Source organism: Variovorax sp. HJSM1_2, from assembly GCF_049316285.1.
GTDB lineage: Bacteria > Pseudomonadota > Gammaproteobacteria > Burkholderiales > Burkholderiaceae_C > Rhodoferax_B.
On sequence record NZ_JBMOXA010000008.1, the window covers coordinates 55,088 to 73,459 of the forward strand.

Annotated in this window: 17 protein-coding genes; 11 read left to right on the forward strand and 6 right to left on the reverse strand. The window is 60.1% G+C overall.

The genetic code is table 11. The features are described from left to right. Positions 1 to 198: 198 nt before the first annotated feature. Complete coding sequence (locus tag ACFQ95_RS10820; RefSeq protein ID WP_422830871.1) at positions 199 to 480, reverse strand: hypothetical protein; 282 nt, start codon at positions 478 to 480, stop codon at positions 199 to 201. Here ACFQ95_RS10820 and galE point away from each other — a divergent pair. Then, positions 480 to 1,493 carry a UDP-glucose 4-epimerase GalE gene (gene galE / locus ACFQ95_RS10825; RefSeq protein WP_422830872.1) on the forward strand — a complete coding sequence of 338 codons (1,014 nt, stop codon included), beginning with the start codon at positions 480 to 482 and terminating at the stop codon, positions 1,491 to 1,493. The two genes, ACFQ95_RS10820 and galE, sit on opposite strands and share 1 nt — an antisense overlap. A gap of 210 nt (positions 1,494 to 1,703) precedes the next feature. Here the strand turns inward: galE and metK are convergent, their stop codons facing one another. Beyond that, complete coding sequence (gene metK, locus ACFQ95_RS10830) at positions 1,704 to 2,885, reverse strand: methionine adenosyltransferase (RefSeq protein ID WP_422830873.1); 1,182 nt, start codon at positions 2,883 to 2,885, stop codon at positions 1,704 to 1,706. A 140-nt stretch (positions 2,886 to 3,025) separates the two neighbouring features. Between metK and ACFQ95_RS10835 the strand changes: the two genes are divergently transcribed. Next, positions 3,026 to 3,901 (forward strand): lysophospholipid acyltransferase family protein, encoded by an 876-nt coding sequence (locus ACFQ95_RS10835; RefSeq protein WP_422830874.1) that lies wholly within the window; start codon positions 3,026 to 3,028, stop codon positions 3,899 to 3,901. A gap of 26 nt (positions 3,902 to 3,927) precedes the next feature. Further along, a complete protein-coding gene (locus ACFQ95_RS10840; protein WP_422830875.1) occupies positions 3,928 to 4,806 on the forward strand; it encodes a lysophospholipid acyltransferase family protein in 879 nt (292 codons plus the stop codon). Positions 4,807 to 4,882: 76 nt separating this feature from the next. On the opposite strand, the gene yihA is transcribed toward ACFQ95_RS10840, so the two are convergent. Further along, positions 4,883 to 5,551 (reverse strand): ribosome biogenesis GTP-binding protein YihA/YsxC, encoded by a 669-nt coding sequence (yihA, locus tag ACFQ95_RS10845; RefSeq protein WP_422831117.1) that lies wholly within the window; start codon positions 5,549 to 5,551, stop codon positions 4,883 to 4,885. Positions 5,552 to 5,790: 239 nt separating this feature from the next. Here yihA and ACFQ95_RS10850 point away from each other — a divergent pair, with 239 nt between their 5' ends. The 5 genes from ACFQ95_RS10850 (at position 5,791) to ACFQ95_RS10870 (ending at position 11,912) form a co-directional block, all read left to right on the forward strand. Beyond that, positions 5,791 to 6,429, forward strand: coding sequence for a c-type cytochrome (locus ACFQ95_RS10850; RefSeq protein WP_422830876.1), 639 nt, complete (start codon positions 5,791 to 5,793; stop codon positions 6,427 to 6,429). A 152-nt stretch (positions 6,430 to 6,581) separates the two neighbouring features. Next, positions 6,582 to 8,729, forward strand: a complete 2,148-nt coding sequence (locus ACFQ95_RS10855) for a cytochrome c biogenesis protein ResB (RefSeq protein WP_422830877.1) — start codon at positions 6,582 to 6,584, stop codon at positions 8,727 to 8,729. A 53-nt stretch (positions 8,730 to 8,782) separates the two neighbouring features. Beyond that, on the forward strand, positions 8,783 to 10,120 hold the full coding sequence (gene ccsB, locus ACFQ95_RS10860) for a c-type cytochrome biogenesis protein CcsB (RefSeq protein WP_422831119.1): 1,338 nt from the start codon (positions 8,783 to 8,785) through the stop codon (positions 10,118 to 10,120). Positions 10,121 to 10,233: 113 nt separating this feature from the next. After that, on the forward strand, positions 10,234 to 11,232 hold the full coding sequence (gene msrP, locus ACFQ95_RS10865) for a protein-methionine-sulfoxide reductase catalytic subunit MsrP (RefSeq protein WP_422830878.1): 999 nt from the start codon (positions 10,234 to 10,236) through the stop codon (positions 11,230 to 11,232). A gap of 74 nt (positions 11,233 to 11,306) precedes the next feature. Next, positions 11,307 to 11,912, forward strand: a complete 606-nt coding sequence (locus ACFQ95_RS10870; protein ID WP_422830879.1) for a sulfite oxidase heme-binding subunit YedZ — start codon at positions 11,307 to 11,309, stop codon at positions 11,910 to 11,912. A gap of 69 nt (positions 11,913 to 11,981) precedes the next feature. On the opposite strand, the gene lysA is transcribed toward ACFQ95_RS10870, so the two are convergent. Next, complete coding sequence (gene lysA, locus ACFQ95_RS10875; RefSeq protein WP_422830880.1) at positions 11,982 to 13,259, reverse strand: diaminopimelate decarboxylase; 1,278 nt, start codon at positions 13,257 to 13,259, stop codon at positions 11,982 to 11,984. A gap of 63 nt (positions 13,260 to 13,322) precedes the next feature. Further along, a complete protein-coding gene (gene lptM, locus ACFQ95_RS10880; RefSeq protein ID WP_422830881.1) occupies positions 13,323 to 13,550 on the reverse strand; it encodes an LPS translocon maturation chaperone LptM in 228 nt (75 codons plus the stop codon). Between the two features lie 11 nt (positions 13,551 to 13,561). On the opposite strand from lptM, the gene cyaY reads away from it, so the two are divergent. Beyond that, positions 13,562 to 13,891 carry an iron donor protein CyaY gene (cyaY, locus tag ACFQ95_RS10885; protein ID WP_422830882.1) on the forward strand — a complete coding sequence of 110 codons (330 nt, stop codon included), beginning with the start codon at positions 13,562 to 13,564 and terminating at the stop codon, positions 13,889 to 13,891. Between the two features lie 26 nt (positions 13,892 to 13,917). Here cyaY and ACFQ95_RS10890 read toward each other — a convergent pair whose 3' ends face one another. Next, positions 13,918 to 16,314 carry a penicillin-binding protein 1A gene (locus ACFQ95_RS10890; RefSeq protein WP_422830883.1) on the reverse strand — a complete coding sequence of 799 codons (2,397 nt, stop codon included), beginning with the start codon at positions 16,312 to 16,314 and terminating at the stop codon, positions 13,918 to 13,920. Positions 16,315 to 16,669: 355 nt separating this feature from the next. Here ACFQ95_RS10890 and ACFQ95_RS10895 point away from each other — a divergent pair, with 355 nt between their 5' ends. Together ACFQ95_RS10895 and ACFQ95_RS10900 are read left to right on the forward strand one after the other, a co-directional pair. Then, on the forward strand, positions 16,670 to 17,749 hold the full coding sequence (locus tag ACFQ95_RS10895) for a pilus assembly protein PilM (RefSeq protein ID WP_422830884.1): 1,080 nt from the start codon (positions 16,670 to 16,672) through the stop codon (positions 17,747 to 17,749). Further along, a complete protein-coding gene (locus tag ACFQ95_RS10900; protein WP_422830885.1) occupies positions 17,746 to 18,372 on the forward strand; it encodes a PilN domain-containing protein in 627 nt (208 codons plus the stop codon). The genes ACFQ95_RS10895 and ACFQ95_RS10900 overlap by 4 nt, the downstream gene beginning before the upstream one ends.

Below are 18,372 nucleotides of genomic sequence, written 5' to 3' on the forward strand. Positions count from 1 at the left end.
GCGTGATGCCAACGCCGAGCGAAGCTCCGTATGTTGTACCTTCAGGCGCAACATTTTGGAGAACGTGTAGAGACTCGACGGGAAGGCCGAAAGGCAAGACAGAGTCCAGACCACGAACCGGAAACGGGCGGCGAAAGCCGAGGTGGTAAGCATAATCCTTTGGTCGTTGGTTCAAGTCCAACACGGCCTACCACTTTTTTACAGGCGGCATTCCTGCCCGCCTTTTGCCGCCGAAGCGCGCCGATGCTGATCGGGCAGCGCGGCGGCCGGGCTATAGCTCCGAGGTAAGCTGCGCATGCCTTCAGCACCTTGAATTTGTTGCGCAGCTATTACAAGTTCGCCGGCGCCAGCGTCGCCAAGTGTCCCGTGGTTTTGGTTATGATGGATTTGCTGCAATGCAGCAAATCGTATCGATTCACCAGCCAATGCACCAGCCCAAGCTGGCTTGGCAAAACGCCTTGAGGCGAGGGAGATTTCCAATGATCATGGTCACCGGAGGTGCTGGCTACATCGGTACACACATTTGCGTCGAGTTGTTGGCCGCCGGGCACGACGTTGTGGTGTTCGATAATTTTTGCAATAGTCAGCCGGAAGCTGTGCAGCGTGTGGAGCAGATCTCGGGGCGCAAACTCACGTTGGTGACGGGCGACATCCGCGACCCGGTGGCGTTGGAAGCCGCGCTGCGCCAACACGCCGTGAAGGCTGTGATCCACTGCGCCGGCTTAAAGGCGGTGGGTGAGTCGGTGGAGCAGCCCTTGGCCTACTATGACAACAACGTGGTCGGCACACTACGTCTGCTGGAGGCCATGCGCGCTGCGGGTGTGAACACGCTGGTGTTCAGCTCTTCCGCAACCGTTTACGGTGAGCCGCAATACCTGCCGCTGACCGAGGCACATCCGCTTTCGGCCACCAACCCTTATGGCCGCAGCAAGCTGATGATTGAAGATATCTTGCGCGATCTGCACCGCAGCGATGCCAGTTGGCGCATAGGCATACTGCGTTATTTCAACCCCGTAGGGGCCCACATCAGCGGCAAGATTGGCGAAAACCCACGTGGTGTGCCAAACAACCTGCTGCCCTTTGTGGCCCAGGTCGCCGTGGGCCTGCGCAGCAGCCTCAACGTATGGGGCGATGACTACGAGACACCCGACGGTACCGGCGTGCGCGATTACATTCACGTCGTTGACTTGGCCGATGGCCACTTGAAGGCCTTGGCGTATCTGCAAAAGCAAGGTGGTCTGCTGACCGTGAACCTGGGCACCGGCAATGGCTACAGCGTGCTCGACATGGTGAAGGCCTTCGCCGAAGCCAGCGGCAAGCCTGTGCCCTATCAGGTGATGCCACGCCGCGCGGGCGATGTGGCCGCCTGTTATGCCGAGCCCAGCGAGGCGCTGCGCCTGCTGGGCTGGCGCGCCGAACGTGGCTTGGATGCCATGTGTGCCGATGCCTGGCGCTGGCAGAGCGGCAATCCGAATGGATTTGCTTCCAGCTGAAAATTGCGTAGCAAAAACAAAAGCCCGCCGTGGATCACGGCGGGCTTTTGTTTTTGCTGGCCGACACAGCAGGTGTCGGCCAATGTGCTGATTTACAGGCCGGCTGCAGCGCGCAAAGCAGCTGCCTTGTCGCTACCTTGGTCTGCGTTCACATCGCTATGCGATATGAACTTCGCCCACACACGCCAACCGCGCTTTCGCGCGGCGGCCTTACAGGCCGGCTGCAGCACGCAGTGCTGCAGCTTTGTCGGTGCGTTCCCAGGTGAATTCGGGCTCTTCGCGGCCGAAGTGGCCATAGGCTGCGGTCTTTTCGTAGATCGGGCGCAGCAGGTCCAGCATCTGGATGATGCCCTTGGGGCGCAGGTCGAAGTGCTCGTTGACCAAAGCCGACAGCTTTTCGTCAGAGATCACACCCGTGCCTTCGGTGTAGACGGTGATGTTCATCGGACGGGCCACACCAATGGCGTAGGCCACCTGGATCTGGCACTGGCGTGCCAGGCCGGCGGCGACAATGTTCTTCGCCACGTAGCGCGCAGCGTAGGCGGCCGAACGGTCAACCTTGGATGGATCCTTGCCCGAGAACGCGCCACCACCGTGCGGGCAAGCGCCGCCATAGGTGTCGACGATGATCTTGCGGCCGGTCAGACCGCAGTCACCTTGCGGGCCGCCAATAACAAAGCGGCCGGTGGGGTTGATCAGGTACTTGGTGTCCTTCAGCCATTCCTTGGGCAGCACTGGCTTGATGATTTCCTCGATGATGGCTTCATTGAAGCTGGCCTTCATCTTGGTGGCTGTTTCCGACTGGTCGGGGTGGTGTTGCGTGGACAGCACCACGGTGTCTATGCTGTGTGGCTTGCCATCCACATAACGCATCGTGACTTGGCTCTTGGCGTCGGGGCGCAGGAACGGCAGGCGGCCGTCCTTGCGCAACTGGGCTTGGCGCTCGACCAGGCGGTGGGCGTAGTAGATGGGCGCGGGCATCAACTCAGGCGTTTCGTCGCAGGCGTAGCCGAACATCAGGCCCTGGTCGCCGGCGCCGATGTTGAGGTGGTCATCGCTGGCGTGGTCCACGCCTTGGGCGATATCGTTGGACTGCTTGTCGTAGGCCACCATCACGGCGCAGCCCTTGTAGTCGATGCCGTATTCGGTGTTGTCGTAACCGATGCGTTTGATGGTGTCGCGTGCCACCTGGATGTAGTCGACGTGTGCGTTGGTGGTGATTTCACCCGCCAACACCACCAGACCGGTGTTGGTCAGTGTTTCAGCGGCAACACGGCTGCGCGGGTCTTGCTTGAAAATTGCGTCGAGAATGGCATCTGAAATTTGATCCGCAACCTTGTCGGGATGGCCTTCAGACACCGATTCTGAGGTAAAGAGAAAGTCGTTCGCCATTTGAATAAACTCCACTGTTATAAAAAGACAGACCTGATGCGTTGCGTCTGGCTTTGGAGCCTTGGCGAACGCTTTAGCAGATTTATTTAACGTCGCCCTGCAAGTTGTTCAGTAACTCAGCGACGCCCCAAGTTTACCCCATGCTCCGATTGTTTCGTTTGTGCGCCTATCTGCCTTTGCCCCTGCTGCACGCACTGGGGGTGCTGCTGGGCTGGATTGTTTTTGCCTGTTCACCCACATACCGCCGCCGCTTTCGCGAAAACACACGCCAGGCCGGTGTGCCCGCGAAACAGGTGCGCCGCGCCATTGGCGAGGCCGGCAAGTTGGTGACCGAGCTGCCGTGGCTGTGGCTACGCCCCGCCGCGCAGAAGGTGCCCAAAATAAGCTGGCGCGGTGAAGAGCGCCTGGAAGCTGCGTTGGCTCAGGGCAAAGGTGTGATCTTCATGACGCCGCATGTCGGCAGCTTTGAGGCCGTGCCCCAGGCGCAGGCAGCACGTTTCAGCCCGCGTTATGGCGACATGACCATTCTTTACCGGCCCTCGCGTTTCGCCTGGATCGACACGTTGCTCAAGGAGGTGCGCTCGGCCCCTGGGCTGGAGCCTGCGCCCACCACCACCGGCGGTGTGCGTGTCATCATGAAAGCCCTGCGCCAGGGCCGGGTGGTTGGCTTGCTTCCGGACCAGGTGCCAGGTGAAGGCCAGGGTGTGTGGGCGCCGTTTTTTGGCCGTCCGGCCTACACCATGACGCTGGCCTTGCGCCTGGCGCGCCAGAGTGGCGCCCCCATGCTGGTGGCGCTGAGTGAACGCTTGTCCTGGGGCCGGGGCTACGTGGTGCACGTGGAGCCGCTCGAATTGCCTTTGGACCAAGGTGATGAAGTCGCCGCAGCGGCCATGAATGCCGCCATGGAACGTTTGATCCTGAAGCGCGCCGGCATGTATCTGTGGAGTTATGCGCGCTACAAAAAGCCGCGTGTAACCCCTATGGAAACGGCCGCCAGCAAAACCGCGAACCCCTGAGCAACCTTGGTCAGAGAATCTTGTTGATGCTTTCTTATCTCGGCATTGGGTTGATGCGTTTTGTCGCCTTGTGGCCGCTGCGCTGGGTGCGCGCGCTGGGGTTTGGCATGGGGCTTTTGTTGTTGAAGCTGATTCCACAGCGCCGCCGCATCGCTCAGGTCAACGTGGCGCTATGCTTTCCGCAGCTGTCTGCACAGGAACAGCAAGCCTTGGTGCGAAAAATCTTCATCTGCTTTACGCAGGCCTGGTTCGACCGTGCCTGGCTCTGGCACGCCAAGCCCGAGGTGGTGTTGGCGCGAACCAAACTGGTGGGCGCCGTGGAGCAGTTGCACGGCACCGAGCCCACACTGCTGTTTGGCCCGCACTTCGTGGGTTTGGATGCGGCGGCCACCGTCATCTCGCAGCGTGTGCCGCGCCGTTACACCACGCTCTACGCGGTGCAGAAGAACAAGGTGTTTGACGCGTGGATCACCAAGGGCCGGCAACGTTTTGCCGAGAACCGGCTGATCGATCGTCACAGCGGCTTCAAACCCATAGTCTCGGCCTTGCGCCAGGGCGACCCGTTCTACCTGCTGCCCGACATGGACTTTGGCGCAGAAGACTCGTTCTTCGTGCCATTTTTTGGCGTGAGCACGGCGACGGTGCCCTCGCTGTCGCGTTTCGCCCGCTTGGGCCGCGCACGCGTCATCCCGGTCTTGCCACGTTTGACGCCCGAAGGTTACGAGATCCACATCTTGCCGGCCTGGACCGACTTTCCCACCGCCGATGCCGAGGCCGACACGGCGCTGATGAACCAACGCCTGCAAGGCTATATCGAGACCATGCCCGAGCAATACTTTTGGGTGCACAAGCGCTTCAAGAGTCGCCCGCCGGGTGAGGCGGACGTTTACCAGCGAAAAAAATAGCAACCCGTGGTCAGAGTTGCTATTGATTTGGAAGCATGTTGCGCTTGTTTGGTAAGCGCAAGAGGCCTATTTTTCATCAATCTTCAGACTCGTCCAGTGTAGGCGGCTCGACGTCATCCACAACGGCTGCCGGGGCCACGGCTTCGGCTTCATCCGGGTGTGTCCAGTTGTACAACAGCTGGCTCACTTCGTCTATGCCTTGTTTCTTCATCGCCGAGAACAGCTTGACCTCGCCGCCGCCGGCCTGCAGGCGGGCGATGGACAAAGCCTTGTTGGCTTCGACGCGGGTCAGCTTGTCGGCCTTGGTCAACAGCACCAGAAACTTCAGGCCTTCTTCAACGCGTGGGCGAATGATGTCGAGCAGGATTTCGTCCAACTCGGTCAAACCGTGGCGCGGATCACACAACATCACGATGCCGGTGAGGTTTTCACGCGACACCAGATAGTTGGCCATTACCTGTTGCCAGCGGATTTTGGCGGTCTTGGGCACGGCCGCGTAGCCGTAACCGGGCAGGTCGGCCAGCACCGCGTCGGTGGCGCCTTGTTTGCCCAGGCTGAACAAGTTGATGTGTTGTGTGCGGCCCGGCTTTTTGGAGGCGTAGGCCAGTTGCTTTTGCTGCGTCAGTGTGTTGATGCAGGTCGATTTGCCAGCGTTGGAGCGCCCCACAAAGGCGATCTCCGGTGCCGACAGCGGTGGCAGATGGTGCAACTGCGCGGCCGTGGTCAGAAAACGCGCGGTGTGCATCCAGCCGGACGCCACTGTTGTCGCGGACTTGATCACCGGTTTCGCCGCAGCGGCGCCGGCCCCGGTTTTGGCCGGGGTTTTAGGCGCTGTACGGGCAGGCGAACGGGTGGAGGGGCGGGCGTCAGCCGGGGCTTTGGGAGTCATGCAATCCTAGGAAAGTCCTCAGTAGGAGAACCGTACCCCCATTGTAGAATCGAACGGTTTTGCGCCGACAAACAACCAAAAACCAAACCCTCGATATGAAGTTTTTCGCTCCAGTGTTGGTTGCAGCCTTTTTTGCTGCTTCTGTGTCGACAGCTTTTGCGGCAGATGAAAAGCCTGCTGTTGCTACTCCCGCCAAGCCCGATCTCGTCAAAGGCGAGGCCAAGTTCACGGCCGTGTGTGCGGCCTGCCATGGCGCCGACGGCAACTCCGGTATCCCGGCCAACCCCAAGCTGGCCTACCAGCACCCTGAATACCTGGTGAAGCAACTGCAGGAGTTCAAGGCCGGCAAGCGCAAAGATGCGGTGATGAAGGGTTTTGCCTCCGACCTCAGCGACGACGACATGCGCAACATCGCTTTCTGGGCCGCAGCGCAAAAGCCCAAGGCCGGTTTTGCCAAAGACAAAGACAGCATCGCCCTGGGCGAGCGTATCTACCGCGGCGGCATTGCCGACCGCCAGGTGCCCGCCTGCGCGGGTTGCCACAGCCCCAACGGGGCCGGCATGCCTTCGCAATACCCACGCCTCAGCGGCCAGCATGCCGACTACACCAGCAAGCAGTTGGCCCAGTTCCGTGATGGCAGCCGTGGCAACAACGCTGTCATGGTCGGTGTGGCTGCCAAGCTGAACGACCGCGAAATCAAGGCTGTGGCCGACTACATTGCCGGCCTGCGCTGAAGATATTTCTACATGCGGGATTGAACCCGAGAGCGGAATTTCAATCCTAAAAGGGCGGGCATCCTGGATGTCCCGCCCTTTTCTCTGTATGAACAGAGATTCCTGAGCCTTCATTTCACGTTCGTTCCACCGTTCCTTCACGTTCCCCTCCCATGACAGTTTCCACAGAAGGCGTTCGCGTCAAGTCCGGCTCGCAGACCTGGCGTTCGCTGGTGGAGTTGCTGTCATCCATGCGTTTTGCGATTTCCTTGCTGACGCTGATCTGCATTGCCTCGGTCATCGGCACCGTGCTCAAGCAGCATGAGCCGCGCGGCAACTACATCAACCAGTTTGGCCCATTCTGGACGCAGGTGTTTGAAGTCACGGGCCTGACCGGGGTGTACAGCGCCTGGTGGTTCATGTTGATCCTGGGTTTTTTGGTGGTGAGCACGTCCTTGTGTATTGCGCGCAACACGCCAAAGATCATCACCGACCTACGCTCGCACAAAGAAAACATCCGGGCGCAAAGCCTGGCCGCTTTCCATCACCGGGCCACGGCCAGTTTGGCGGCGGAGACGCCCGAGGCGGCCGCGCAGCGCATCGGCAGCATGCTGGCCGGCGCCGGCTGGCGCGTGAAGCTGCAGCAGCGTGAGTCCAAAGGCGGCGCGGGTGAAGCTTCGGGCTGGATGGTGGCCGCGCGTGCAGGGGCGGCTAACAAGCTTGGCTACATCGCGGCGCACAGCGCCATTGTGCTGGTGTGTATTGGCGGCCTGCTCGACGGCGATTTGATCGTACGCGCGCAAATGTGGCTGGGTGGCAAGTCGGTTTACAACGGCGGCGGCATGGTGGCCGACGTCAAGCCCGAGCACCGCCTGCCGCCGTCCAATCCGACGTTTCGCGGCAATATCCTGGTGTCGGAAGGTGCGCAGTCGAGTACCGCCATCCTGAACCAAGGCGAAGGTGTGGTGCTGCAGGACCTGCCGTTTTCCATAGAGCTGAAGAAGTTCGTCGTCGAGTATTACTCCACCGGCATGCCCAAGCTGTTTGCCAGTGACATCGTGATCCACGACCGTGATACCGGCGCCACGCAGTCGGCACGGGTAGAGGTCAACCATCCGGCAAGCTACCGCGGCGTGGAGATTTACCAGTCGAGTTTTGACGATGGCGGCTCATCCGTTGTCCTGCAGGCGCTGCCCATGCAGGGCGAGGGCAAGCCCTTTGAGATCGAGGGTGTGATTGGCAGCAGCAGCCAGCTCAGCAACGGCGCGGGGGGTGAGCAGCTCACGCTGGAATACACGGCGCTGCGTGTCATCAACGTGGAAAACCTGGGCGGCAACAAGACCAGCTCCGGCGCCGACCCCAGGGCGGTGAATCTGGGCTCGGCCATCAATGCACGCCTGGGTGCCGCCAACAAGCCGGATGCCGACAAGGTGATGCACAACGTCGGCCCCAGCATCACTTACAAATTGCGTGACAGTGCCGGCCAGGCACGCGAGTTTCATAACTACATGCTGCCGGTGGATACCGGAGATGGCGTGCCGGTCTACCTGTATGGCTTGCGTGAAAACCCGTCCGACACCTTCCGTTATTTGCGCCTGCCGGCCGATGAGGAGGGCGGTGTTGAGGGCTTTATGCGGCTGCGTGCGGCTTTGAAGAACGAACGTCTGCGCAACCTGGCGCTGCAACGTTATGCCACCAAGGCCGTGGATCCGAAACGCCCTGAGCTGGCGCAGCAGCTGGCAGCCTCGGCCGGTCGGGCCCTGGCGCTGTTCGCCGGTGTGGAAACCGTCAGCCCGCAAGCGGACGGCCGGCCCGTGGGCGGGCTGCAGGCGATCGCCGATTTCATGGAAGCCAATGTGCCCGAGGCCGAGCGCACCCGGGCCAGCGAGGTGCTGATCCGCATCCTCAACGGCGTGTTGTTCGAATTGACGCAACTGACGCGTGAACAGGCCGGTCTCGCCCCCCTGCAACCCAGCGAGAAAACCCAGGGTTTCATGACCCAGGCCGTGCTGTCGCTCAGCGACATCCAGATGTATCCCGCGCCCATGGCATTTGAGTTGCGCTCGTTTAATCAAGTGCAGGCGAGTGTGTTCCAGGTGTCGCGTGCGCCCGGCAAGAATGTGGTGTATCTTGGCTGCGCGTTGCTGATACTGGGCATTTTTGCCATGCTGTATGTGCGCGAGCGCCGGGTCTGGGTCTGGTTGACGCCAGCCGATGCCGGCGGTACGCAGGCCAGCATGGCCTTGTCGACCAACCGCAAAACCTTCGACAGCGACCATGAATTTGAAATGCTCAAGAGCAAACTGATCGGAGCCACATGAACAGCGCTACCAGCGTCTCCACCTCACGGCCACAAGTTGCGGCTCAGGCAACGGTGCAGACCCACACGACTACCATCAGCTTGAACGAAGGCTTCTGGTCGCGGCGCAGCCCGCTCGACTGGATTTTTGCGGCGCTGGTGTTGGCCGGTGGCCTGTTCGCTTTCAGTCGCTACCGTGGATTCATGGATGTGTACGAGCAAGGCATCCTGCTCGCCACCATTCCCAGCATGGTCGCCATGGGGTGGTTCTGGCGGCCGCTGCGCTGGCTGGCGGTCGCTGTGGCAGCGTTCTCGCTGTTGGCGATTTCAGCCTACCAGGTGGATGGCCAAGGCCAACTGGCGCGTGCTGAGGACGTGTTCTGGCTGAAGTACTTTCTCTCCAGCCAATCGGCCATTTTGTGGATGAGTGTGTTGTTCTTCATGAGCACCGCGTTCTACTGGCTCGACATGTTGTCGCCAATTCGCAAGAGCGGCGGACTGGCGGTGATCGGTTCGCGCCTGGCATGGGTGGCCGTGGCCATGGCGCTGATCGGCACCATGGTGCGCTGGTACGAGAGTTATTTGGTTGGCGCCGATGTGGGTCACATCCCGGTCAGCAATCTGTACGAGGTGTTTGTGCTGTTCGCCTGGATGACGGCGGCGTTTTATCTGTACTTTGAGGCGCATTACAAAACCCGCGACCTGGGCGCGTTTGTCATGCTGGTGGTGAGTGCTGCCGTGGGCTTTTTGCTCTGGTACACGGTGGTGCGTGAAGCGCATGAAATCCAGCCACTGGTTCCTGCGCTCAAAAGCTGGTGGATGAAGTTGCACGTGCCGGCCAACTTCATTGGCTACGGCATGTTCGCGCTCTCGGCCATGGTGGCCTTTGCCTACCTCATCAAACAAACGGCAGGTGAAGTGCGTTGGTACAAGCTGGCGCCGTTGTGGGTGCTGGGCATTGTGTTGTGCTTCGAGCCGCTGGTGTTCCGCAAAGACGTGCAAGCGGCGGGCAGCAGTTATTGGGCGATTTACTTTGGAGTGTCGGCCTTGATCGTCGCCGCCATCGTGTTTGGCCGCCAACGCATCGCTGCACGCCTGCCAAGCTTCGACGTGCTGGACGACGTGATGTACAAGGCGATTGCCGTCGGTTTTGCGTTTTTCACCATCGCCACCGTGCTCGGTGCGCTGTGGGCGGCCGAAGCCTGGGGCGGCTACTGGAGCTGGGACCCCAAGGAAACCTGGGCCTTGATCGTCTGGCTGAACTACGCCGCCTGGCTGCACATGCGCTTGATGAAGGGCCTGCGTGGAACCGTGGCGGCCTGGTGGGCTTTGGTGGGCTTGGCCGTGACCAGTTTTGCCTTCCTGGGTGTGAATATGTTTCTGAGCGGACTCCACAGCTACGGAACGTTGTAGGCGGGAACCGGGTCTACTTCGTCATCTGCAGCTGGTGGTGTGGGGAAGGCGGTGGCAAGCCGACCAAACTTCAGCAGCTCAGAAAAACTGAGCAACCACTTTAGGACATTGCGATGCTGATCAAAACCCACAATAACGGCTTCATCCATCCCACCTCCAGCGAAATCACCCCGCGCACCGTCTACGAAGGTCGGCGCGAGTTGATGAAACTCATGGCCACAGGCGCAGCCAGCGCCGCCATGGCCAGTTGGGCCGGCCGTGAAGCGCTGGCGCAAACCGTGGCGCCCGGCAAGCTGCCGGCGCTGAAGGGTGCCAAGTCCGCGGTCGATGGCGCCATGGCCATGGAAAAACTCACGGAATACAAAGACGCCAGCACCTACAACAACTTCTACGAATTCGGCACCGACAAGGCCGATCCGGCGCAGAACGCCCACACGCTGAAGACCAAGCCCTGGACGGTGGAGATCGAAGGCCTGGTCAACAAACCCGGCAAGTTCAACCTCGAAGACCTGATCAAACTCAGCGCGCAAGAAGAACGCATCTACCGGTTGCGCTGTGTCGAAGGCTGGTCCATGGTGATCCCCTGGGTGGGTTATTCGCTGTCCGAACTGATCAAGAAGGTCGAGCCGCAAAGCGGCGCCAAGTTTGTCGAGTTTGTCACCTTGGCCGACCCCAAGACCATGCCGTTTGTGGGCTCGCGGGTGTTGGACTGGCCGTATGTGGAAGGACTGCGCATGGATGAAGCCATGCACCCGCTGACGCTGCTGACTTTTGGCATGTATGGCGAAGTCTTGCCCAACCAGAACGGCGCGCCGGTGCGTCTGGTCGTGCCATGGAAATATGGCTTCAAGAGCGCCAAGAGCATCGTCAAGATCCGCTTCACCGACAAAGAACCCAAGACCGCCTGGAACAAGGCCGCAGCCAACGAATACGGCTTTTATTCCAACGTCAACCCTAACGTGGACCATCCACGCTGGAGCCAGTCCGACGAACGCCGCATTGGTGACGGCGGCGGTTTGTTTGCCAAACGCCGCAAGACCTTGATGTTCAACGGCTACGAAGCCCAGGTGGGCAAGCTGTACGCCGGCCTGGACCTCAAGCGCAATTTCTAGTCACAAGCTCGGGCGGCAATCCATTCGAGCGCGGCCACTGGTCGCGCCTGGTGCTCCGTGTCGCTCTATCAAAGATGAAAAAAATACTGCTGCACCCGCTGGCCAAGCCCGTCGTGTTTGTGTTGTGCCTGTTGCCGTTTGCGTGGCTGGTGTATGGCATCTTCACCGACAATCTTGGCGCCAATCCGGCCGAGTATCTGATCCGCGCCACCGGCGACTGGACGCTGCGCTTCCTGTGCATCGTGCTGGCCGTAACGCCCTTGCGTGTGATCACCGGCACACCCGCGCTGGCGCGCTTTCGGCGCATGCTGGGGCTGTTTGTGTATTTCTATGTGGTGCTGCACGTCATCAGCTACAGCTGGTTTGACAAGGGCTTTGAGCTTGAGAGCATTGTCAAAGACATCATCAAACGGCCGTTTATCCTGGTCGGTTTCCTGGGCTTTGTGCTGCTCACGCCGCTGGCGGCGACCTCGTTCAACCGCGCCATCAAGGCCCTGGGGGCCAAACGCTGGCAGATGTTGCATAAGGCGGTTTATGTGATCGCCGGGCTGGGCATACTGCACTTCTTCTGGATGCGCGCCGGCAAAAACAACTTCAATGAAGTGTTTATCTACGCTGGCATTCTGGCCGTGCTGCTCGGCTGGCGCGTTTCCCGGGCTTTAAGCAAAAAGCAGGCTTGACGCAATCCGGGTAAGCCGAAGATGCTACTCAATGAATAGCATCTTCGGCTTTTTTATGGCCGCTTGTGCTTATGGCAGCAGGCTTTCCAGGCGGAACTGTTCGGCCACGGTTTCGCGGGCGCGGATGACGTGTACCTGGGCACCATCCACCAGGACTTCAGCCGGGCGGCTGCGCGTGTTGTAGTTGCTGGCCATGGACATGCAGTAGGCGCCTGCCGAAAACACCGCCAATACGTCACCAGGCTGTACCGCCAAGCTGCGGTCGCGGCCGATCCAGTCGCCGCTTTCGCAGACCGGGCCGACCACGTCGTATTCCGCACCCGCCTCAGGCCGTGGCTGCACGGCGGCGATGTGGTGGTAGGCCTGGTACATGGCGGGACGCGGCAGGTCGTTCATGGCAGCGTCGATGATGCAGAAGTTCTTTTGCTCACCGGGCTTGAGGTACAGCACTTCGGTAAGGCACACCCCGGCGTTGCCCACCAGCGAACGGCCGGGCTCTATCATCAACTGGCGCTGACCAAAACCACGTGTATCCAGCTTGGCCAGCAGGCGCTGCCAGAGCTGGTCTGCCGCAGGTGGTGTGTCGCCGTTGTAGTTGATGCCCAGGCCACCGCCGAAGTCGATGTGGTGGATGGCAATACCGGCGGATTCTATGGCCGTGACCAAGTCCAGAATGCGGTCCATCGCGTCGAGGTAGGGCGCTTCTTCGGTGATTTGTGAGCCGATGTGGCAGTCGATACCGGCGACCTTCAAGCCGGGCAGTGCGGCAGCGCGCTGGTAGGCGGCGAGCGCCTCTTCGTGGGCAATGCCGAACTTGTTGCCCTTGAGGCCGGTGGAAATGTAGGGGTGTGTCTTGGGGTCAACGTTGGGGTTGACGCGCAGGCTGATGTTGGCGCGTTGGCCCGCGGCCAGGGCCACTTCGTTGAGCACTTCCAGCTCGGCTGTGCTTTCCACGTTGAAGCAGGCAATACCGGCTTGCAGCGCTTGCTGCATTTCAGCGCGGGTTTTACCCACGCCCGAGAAGATGATCTTGGCCGGGTCGGCGCCTGCGGCCAGGGCGCGCGCCAACTCGCCGCCCGAGACGATGTCGAACCCGCAACCTGCGCGCGCAAACACCTGCAGCACGGCTAACGAGGAGTTGGCTTTCATGGCGTAACAAATCAGCGCGTTGCGCCCCGCGAAGCCGCGTTGGTAGGCTTGCAGTGCCGACAACATGGACGCCTTGGAATAGACGAACAAGGGTGTGCCGTGCTGCTTGGCCAAGTCGGCCAGTGGCACTTGTTCGGCGTGCAGGCCAGCATCTTGGTAAGCGATAAAAGGTTGGCCGGGGAGTTGCGGGGTGGTCATGAAAAAACGTTTGTGGTTTTGCAGGGCGCTACACCGGTCGAGATCGGTGCAGCAAAAATGGGCTTAGGGGGCAGATGCGGGTTTTGCCGGAGTTGCGGCCGTTGGCGCAGTTGACGCCTTGGGTGAACTGCTCAGCACGTTCGGCGTCAAGGTTTCGGGCAGGGTCGCACGCTGTGCCGCCGCGGGCTCGGTGGGCAGGTATAGCGGGCCTTTTTGTCCGCAACCAGATAAAACCACCATGCTGCCGGCAAGGGCGACAGTGTTCACTAAAATTTGACAGTACTTCAACATGGCGAAATTGTATGACCGACCCGGAATTTATGGACCGCGCAGAGCAGTTGCTCAACGCGGTAGAGGCAAGTTGTGATGGCATCAATGACCGCAGCGATGCCGACATTGACAACCAACGCACCGGCGGCATGGTGACGCTGACATTTTCCAACCGCAGCCAGATTGTCATCAATCTGCAAAAGCCGCTGCACGAAGTCTGGCTTGCGGCGAAATCGGGCGGATATCACTTCAAGTGGGTGGACGGCCAGTGGCAAGATACCAAAGGGCAGGGTGAGTTTTTTGCCAGTCTGAGCCGAGATGCCAGCGCCCAAGCAGGGCAGGCGCTGGTTTTTCAGGCCTGAGCCCAGCGCCAGCCCCAGCGCCGACATCAGTTCTTGAACAGGTCGAGGATGCGGTTGCGTTCCTCGGCGGCTGGTGGCGCGGTGGGCGCCTCCGCGCCGGTGCCACCAGCTGAGGGCTCAACGCCCAGGCTGCTCACGCCGGCGCTGCGCGCGTATTCGTTGTAGAACCATTCGCCGCCCACCTGCACCACGCCTTCGGGTACCGTGGGTTGCACCACCGGCACACCCTTCAAGGCCGTTTCCATGAAGTTGATCCACAGCGGCAGGGCCAAGCCGCCGCCGGTTTCGCGTGCACCCAGGTTGCGTGGGGTGTCGTAGCCAATCCAGACGACGGCCGCCAGCGTTGGCTGGTAGCCACCGAACCAGGCGTCGATCGAGTCGTTGGTGGTGCCGGTTTTTCCGTACACATCGGGGCGCTTCAATATGCGTTGGGCCGAAGCGGCGGTACCGCGCAAGGTGACTTCGCCCAGTAGATTGGTCATCATGAACGAGTTGCGCGCGCTGATGGTGCGCAGTGACTCGTCCAGTACCGGTGCCTTGGTTTCGGCCAGCGTTTTGCCTTTGTAGTCGGTGACCTTGGTGATCAACCACGGATTGACGCGGTAGCCACCATTGGCAAACACGGAGTAGGCCGCCGCCATTTGCATGGGTGTGACCGATCCGGCACCCAAGGCCATGGTCAGGTAGGCGGGGTGTTTCTCGGCGTCAAAGCCGAAATGTGTGGCCCATTGCTGGGCGTATGCCGGGCCGATCGACTGCAGTATGCGGATCGAAATCATGTTCTTCGACTTGGCCAAGCCATTGCGCAGCGTCATGGGGCCTTCAAACTTGCCATCGTAGTTTTTGGGTTCCCAGGGCTGGCCGCCCGTCACGCCGGCGTCAAAGAACAGCGGGGCGTCATTCACCACGGTGGCGGGTGTAAAGCCTTTTTCCAGTGCCGCCGAGTAGATGAATGGCTTGAAGCTGGAGCCCGGCTGGCGCCAGGCCTGGGTCACGTGGTTGAATTTGTTCTTCTGGAAGTCGAAGCCACCCACCAGGGCCTTGATGGCGCCGGAGCGCGGGTCCAGCGCCACAAAGGCGCCTTCCACCTCGGGTAGCTGGGTGATTTCCCAGGTGTCTTTGGGTGTCTTGACCACGCGGATCACGGCACCGGGGATGATCTTGATCTTGGGGGGCGCCTTGTCGGCCAGGCCGGACTGGGCGGGTTTGAGGCCTTCGCCGACAATTTCCACCGTGTCGCCGTTGCCACGCACGGCGGTGATCTTCTTTGCATTTGCCGAGAGCACCACGGCCGACATCACGTCGCCATTGTCCGGGTGCTCGGCCAGCACATCGTCCACCGCGTCGTCCAGGTCGGCGGCGTTCTGCGGCAGGGTGATGAACTTTTCCGGACCGCGGTAAATCTGCCGCCGTTCGTAGTCCATGATGCCTTTGCGCAGCGATTTGTAGGCGCTGGTCTGGTCTTCGGTTTGCAGCGTGGTGTAGACGTTCAGGCCACGGGTATAGGTCTCATTGCCATACTGGGCAAACATCAGCTGGCGCACGGTTTCGGTCACATATTCGGCGTGAATGCGTTCGCTGCTGTTGGCCGTGTGGATTTTCAGCTCTTCTTTCTTGGCTGCATCCGCCTGTGCGGCGGTGATGAAGCCGTTTTCTTCCATGCGCTCGATGATGTAGAGCTGGCGCGCGCGCGCGCGGTTCGGGTTGATGATGGGGTTGTAGGCCGAAGGGGCCTTGGGCAGACCGGCGAGCATGGCCGCTTCGGCGATGGAGATGTCCTTCAGCGGTTTGCCAAAGTAGGCTTCCGATGCTGCGGCGAAGCCGTAAGCCCGGTTGCCCAGGAAGATCTGGTTCATGTAGATTTCCAGAATCTTGTCTTTGCTGAGCAAGTGCTCCAGTTTGAAGGTCAGCAATACCTCGTAGATCTTACGGGTGAAGGTTTTCTCGGACGACAGGTAGACGTTGCGTGCCACCTGCATGGTGATGGTGGAGGCGCCTTGGCTTTTGGCTCGACCCAGATTGGCCAGCGCCGCGCGCAGCATGCCCTTGTAGTCCACGCCACCATGTTCATAGAAGCGCGCGTCTTCGATCGCCAGCACCGCGTTTTTCATCACGGCCGGGATTTCGTCGATCGGCATCAGGTTGCGTCGTTCTTCGCCAAATTCACCGAGCAAGGTACCTTCAGCGGAGTAGATGCGCAGTGGCAATTTCGGCCGGTAATCTTCCAGTGCTGAAATATCGGGCAGGTTGGGATAAGCCATGGCCAAGGCAATGGCGATGACCATGGCCACCGACAGCAGGCCCGCCACCAGCAGCCCAGCGCCCCAGGCGGTCAGGCGCAGCAGCCAAACCATCCATAGGGGGCGCGTGCTCGCGGGGCGGTCGGAGCGGTTTTCAGAAGACGAAGGAGGTTTTGATGGCATAGAGTTCCGGGTGACAGCGAGAGTGATGTCCCGTCAGAGTCGAATCGGCTGTGAAATCAGCGGCTTTTTGTCGGTAGCATGTCGGTCACGCTTTGCGGCGCTATTTTGCCTGTACTGAATGTAAGCGTCTGTAGGCCGCGAAGCCGCCTGGCGGGCTGCCTGCGCACTTGGCTGCTGAAGTTGCTGTTCGAGCATGCCTTTTAATCGACCGTGTATATGTCATTAGAGCGTAGGCTTTTGACAACGGTTCCATGGATCACCTTGGGCAATAAGCTTTGCTCGGGGGTAATGTTGCTGATAGCATGCCACGAAGTGTTAATTTTTGTAGCATCGTGCTCAATTGCAGGAGACGGTTTTGATCTCTTTGGGGTCGTTATTCAGACGCCAGTCGGCCCCACTTGTCGGGATCGACATCAGTTCTTCCAGCTTGAAGCTGGTTGAATTGGATTATGACGGGGCGGGCAACTTGCTGCTGAAACGCTGCGCTCTGGAACCATTGGAGCGGGGCTGGATCACCGACGGCAACATCGACAAATTCGATGAGGTGGCCGACGCGCTCAAGCGCTTGGTCAAAAAGAGCGGTACGCGCACGAAGAACGTGGCGCTGGCATTGCCGCCTTCAGCCGTGATCACCAAGAAAATCATTCTGCCTGCGGGCCTTTCCGACATGGAGTTGGAGGTTCAGGTGGAGTCAGAGGCCAACCAATACATTCCGTTTTCGCTGGATGAAGTGAGCCTGGATTTTTGCGTCATTGGTCCGAGCGCGAATTCGGCTGGTGATGTCGAGGTGCTGATTGCCGCGTCGCGCAAAGAAAAAGTGCAGGATCGTCAAGGTCTGGCTGAAGCAGCCGGCTTAAACCCGGTGATTCTTGACATCGAGTCGTATGCCTCGCGGCTGGCGACTTCGCGGCTGATCGAGCGCTTGCCGAACAAAGGGGCCGGCGCCTTGGTGGCGTTGTTTGAACTCGGGTCGCTGACCACCAGCATGCAAGTGATACGTGATGACGAGGTCTTGTACGACCGCGATCAGGCGTTCGGTGGCTCGCAGCTGACGCAGTTGATCGTGCGCCAATATGGCTTTTCGATGGACGAGGCCGAGACCAAGAAGCGCAACGGCGAGTTGCCCGAGGATTACGAGAACACCGTGTTGCGGCCTTTTGTGGAAAGCATGGCGCAAGAAATTGGCCGGGCACTGCAGTTCTTCTTCACCAGCACGCCGCACAACAAGGTGGACTACGTCATGCTTGCCGGTGGCTCCGCGCCTTTGCCGGGTTTGGCTGAGGCGGTGATGGCGCATTCATCGTTCTCCTGCAGCTTGGTGAATCCGTTTGAAGGCATGGAACTCGGCGGTGATGTACGGCTGAAGAAAATGGTGCGCGAGGCGCCGGCCTATCTCACTTCTTGCGGGTTGGCCATGCGGAGGTTTTTGCAGTGATTCTGATTAACCTGCTGCCGCATCGCGAGGCAGCGCGCAAGCGGCGGCGTGACAATTTCAACGCCGCACTGGGCTTGTCGGCCGTTGCGGGTGCCTTGATCATTGGTGTGGGATATCTCTGGTACGACGCCCAGATCAGCGAGCAAAACGAGCGCAATGCATTTTTGACGCGTGAAATTGCGGTGCTGGATGGCCAGATCAAAGAAATCGCCACACTGGAGGCCGAAATCAAGGCCTTGACCGAGCGGCAAAAGGCAGTGGAAGACCTGCAGGCGGACCGCAATTTGCCAGTGCACTTGCTCAACGAATTGGTGGTGCAATTGCCCGACGGTGTGTTTCTCACCAGTCTCAAGCAAGAGAACCAGAACATCCTGATCCAAGGCCAGGCACAGTCAAACGAACGGATATCCGAGTTGCTGCGCAATCTGGCGAACAACACGCCTTGGCTGTCGCGCCCGGATCTGGTGGAAATCGTGGCTGACAATGTGGCTTTGACACCCCGTGACCAACGCCGTGTCGCGCGTTTCAACTTGCGTGTGCGCCTGATGCGTACCAGTGAAGTGCAGCAGGTGGCTGCAGCCGCTTCCGCTGCGGCCGTCGCTGCTCCCGCGTCCAAGCCTTAG

What these genes read in the sequence shown, in the direction of transcription:
- galE (WP_422830872.1), top strand. Translation starts at nt 480, where the DNA reads ATGATCATGGTCACCGGAGGTGCTGGCTACATCGGTACACACATTTGC.
- metK (WP_422830873.1), bottom strand. Translation starts at nt 2,885, where the DNA reads ATGGCGAACGACTTTCTCTTTACCTCAGAATCGGTGTCTGAAGGCCAT.
- ACFQ95_RS10835 (WP_422830874.1), top strand. Translation starts at nt 3,026, where the DNA reads ATGCTCCGATTGTTTCGTTTGTGCGCCTATCTGCCTTTGCCCCTGCTG.
- ACFQ95_RS10840 (WP_422830875.1), top strand. Translation starts at nt 3,928, where the DNA reads ATGCTTTCTTATCTCGGCATTGGGTTGATGCGTTTTGTCGCCTTGTGG.
- yihA (WP_422831117.1), bottom strand. Translation starts at nt 5,551, where the DNA reads ATGCACACCGCGCGTTTTCTGACCACGGCCGCGCAGTTGCACCATCTG.
- ACFQ95_RS10850 (WP_422830876.1), top strand. Translation starts at nt 5,791, where the DNA reads ATGAAGTTTTTCGCTCCAGTGTTGGTTGCAGCCTTTTTTGCTGCTTCT.
- ACFQ95_RS10855 (WP_422830877.1), top strand. Translation starts at nt 6,582, where the DNA reads ATGACAGTTTCCACAGAAGGCGTTCGCGTCAAGTCCGGCTCGCAGACC.
- msrP (WP_422830878.1), top strand. Translation starts at nt 10,234, where the DNA reads ATGCTGATCAAAACCCACAATAACGGCTTCATCCATCCCACCTCCAGC.
- ACFQ95_RS10870 (WP_422830879.1), top strand. Translation starts at nt 11,307, where the DNA reads ATGAAAAAAATACTGCTGCACCCGCTGGCCAAGCCCGTCGTGTTTGTG.
- lysA (WP_422830880.1), bottom strand. Translation starts at nt 13,259, where the DNA reads ATGACCACCCCGCAACTCCCCGGCCAACCTTTTATCGCTTACCAAGAT.
- lptM (WP_422830881.1), bottom strand. Translation starts at nt 13,550, where the DNA reads ATGTTGAAGTACTGTCAAATTTTAGTGAACACTGTCGCCCTTGCCGGC.
- cyaY (WP_422830882.1), top strand. Translation starts at nt 13,562, where the DNA reads ATGACCGACCCGGAATTTATGGACCGCGCAGAGCAGTTGCTCAACGCG.
- ACFQ95_RS10890 (WP_422830883.1), bottom strand. Translation starts at nt 16,314, where the DNA reads ATGCCATCAAAACCTCCTTCGTCTTCTGAAAACCGCTCCGACCGCCCC.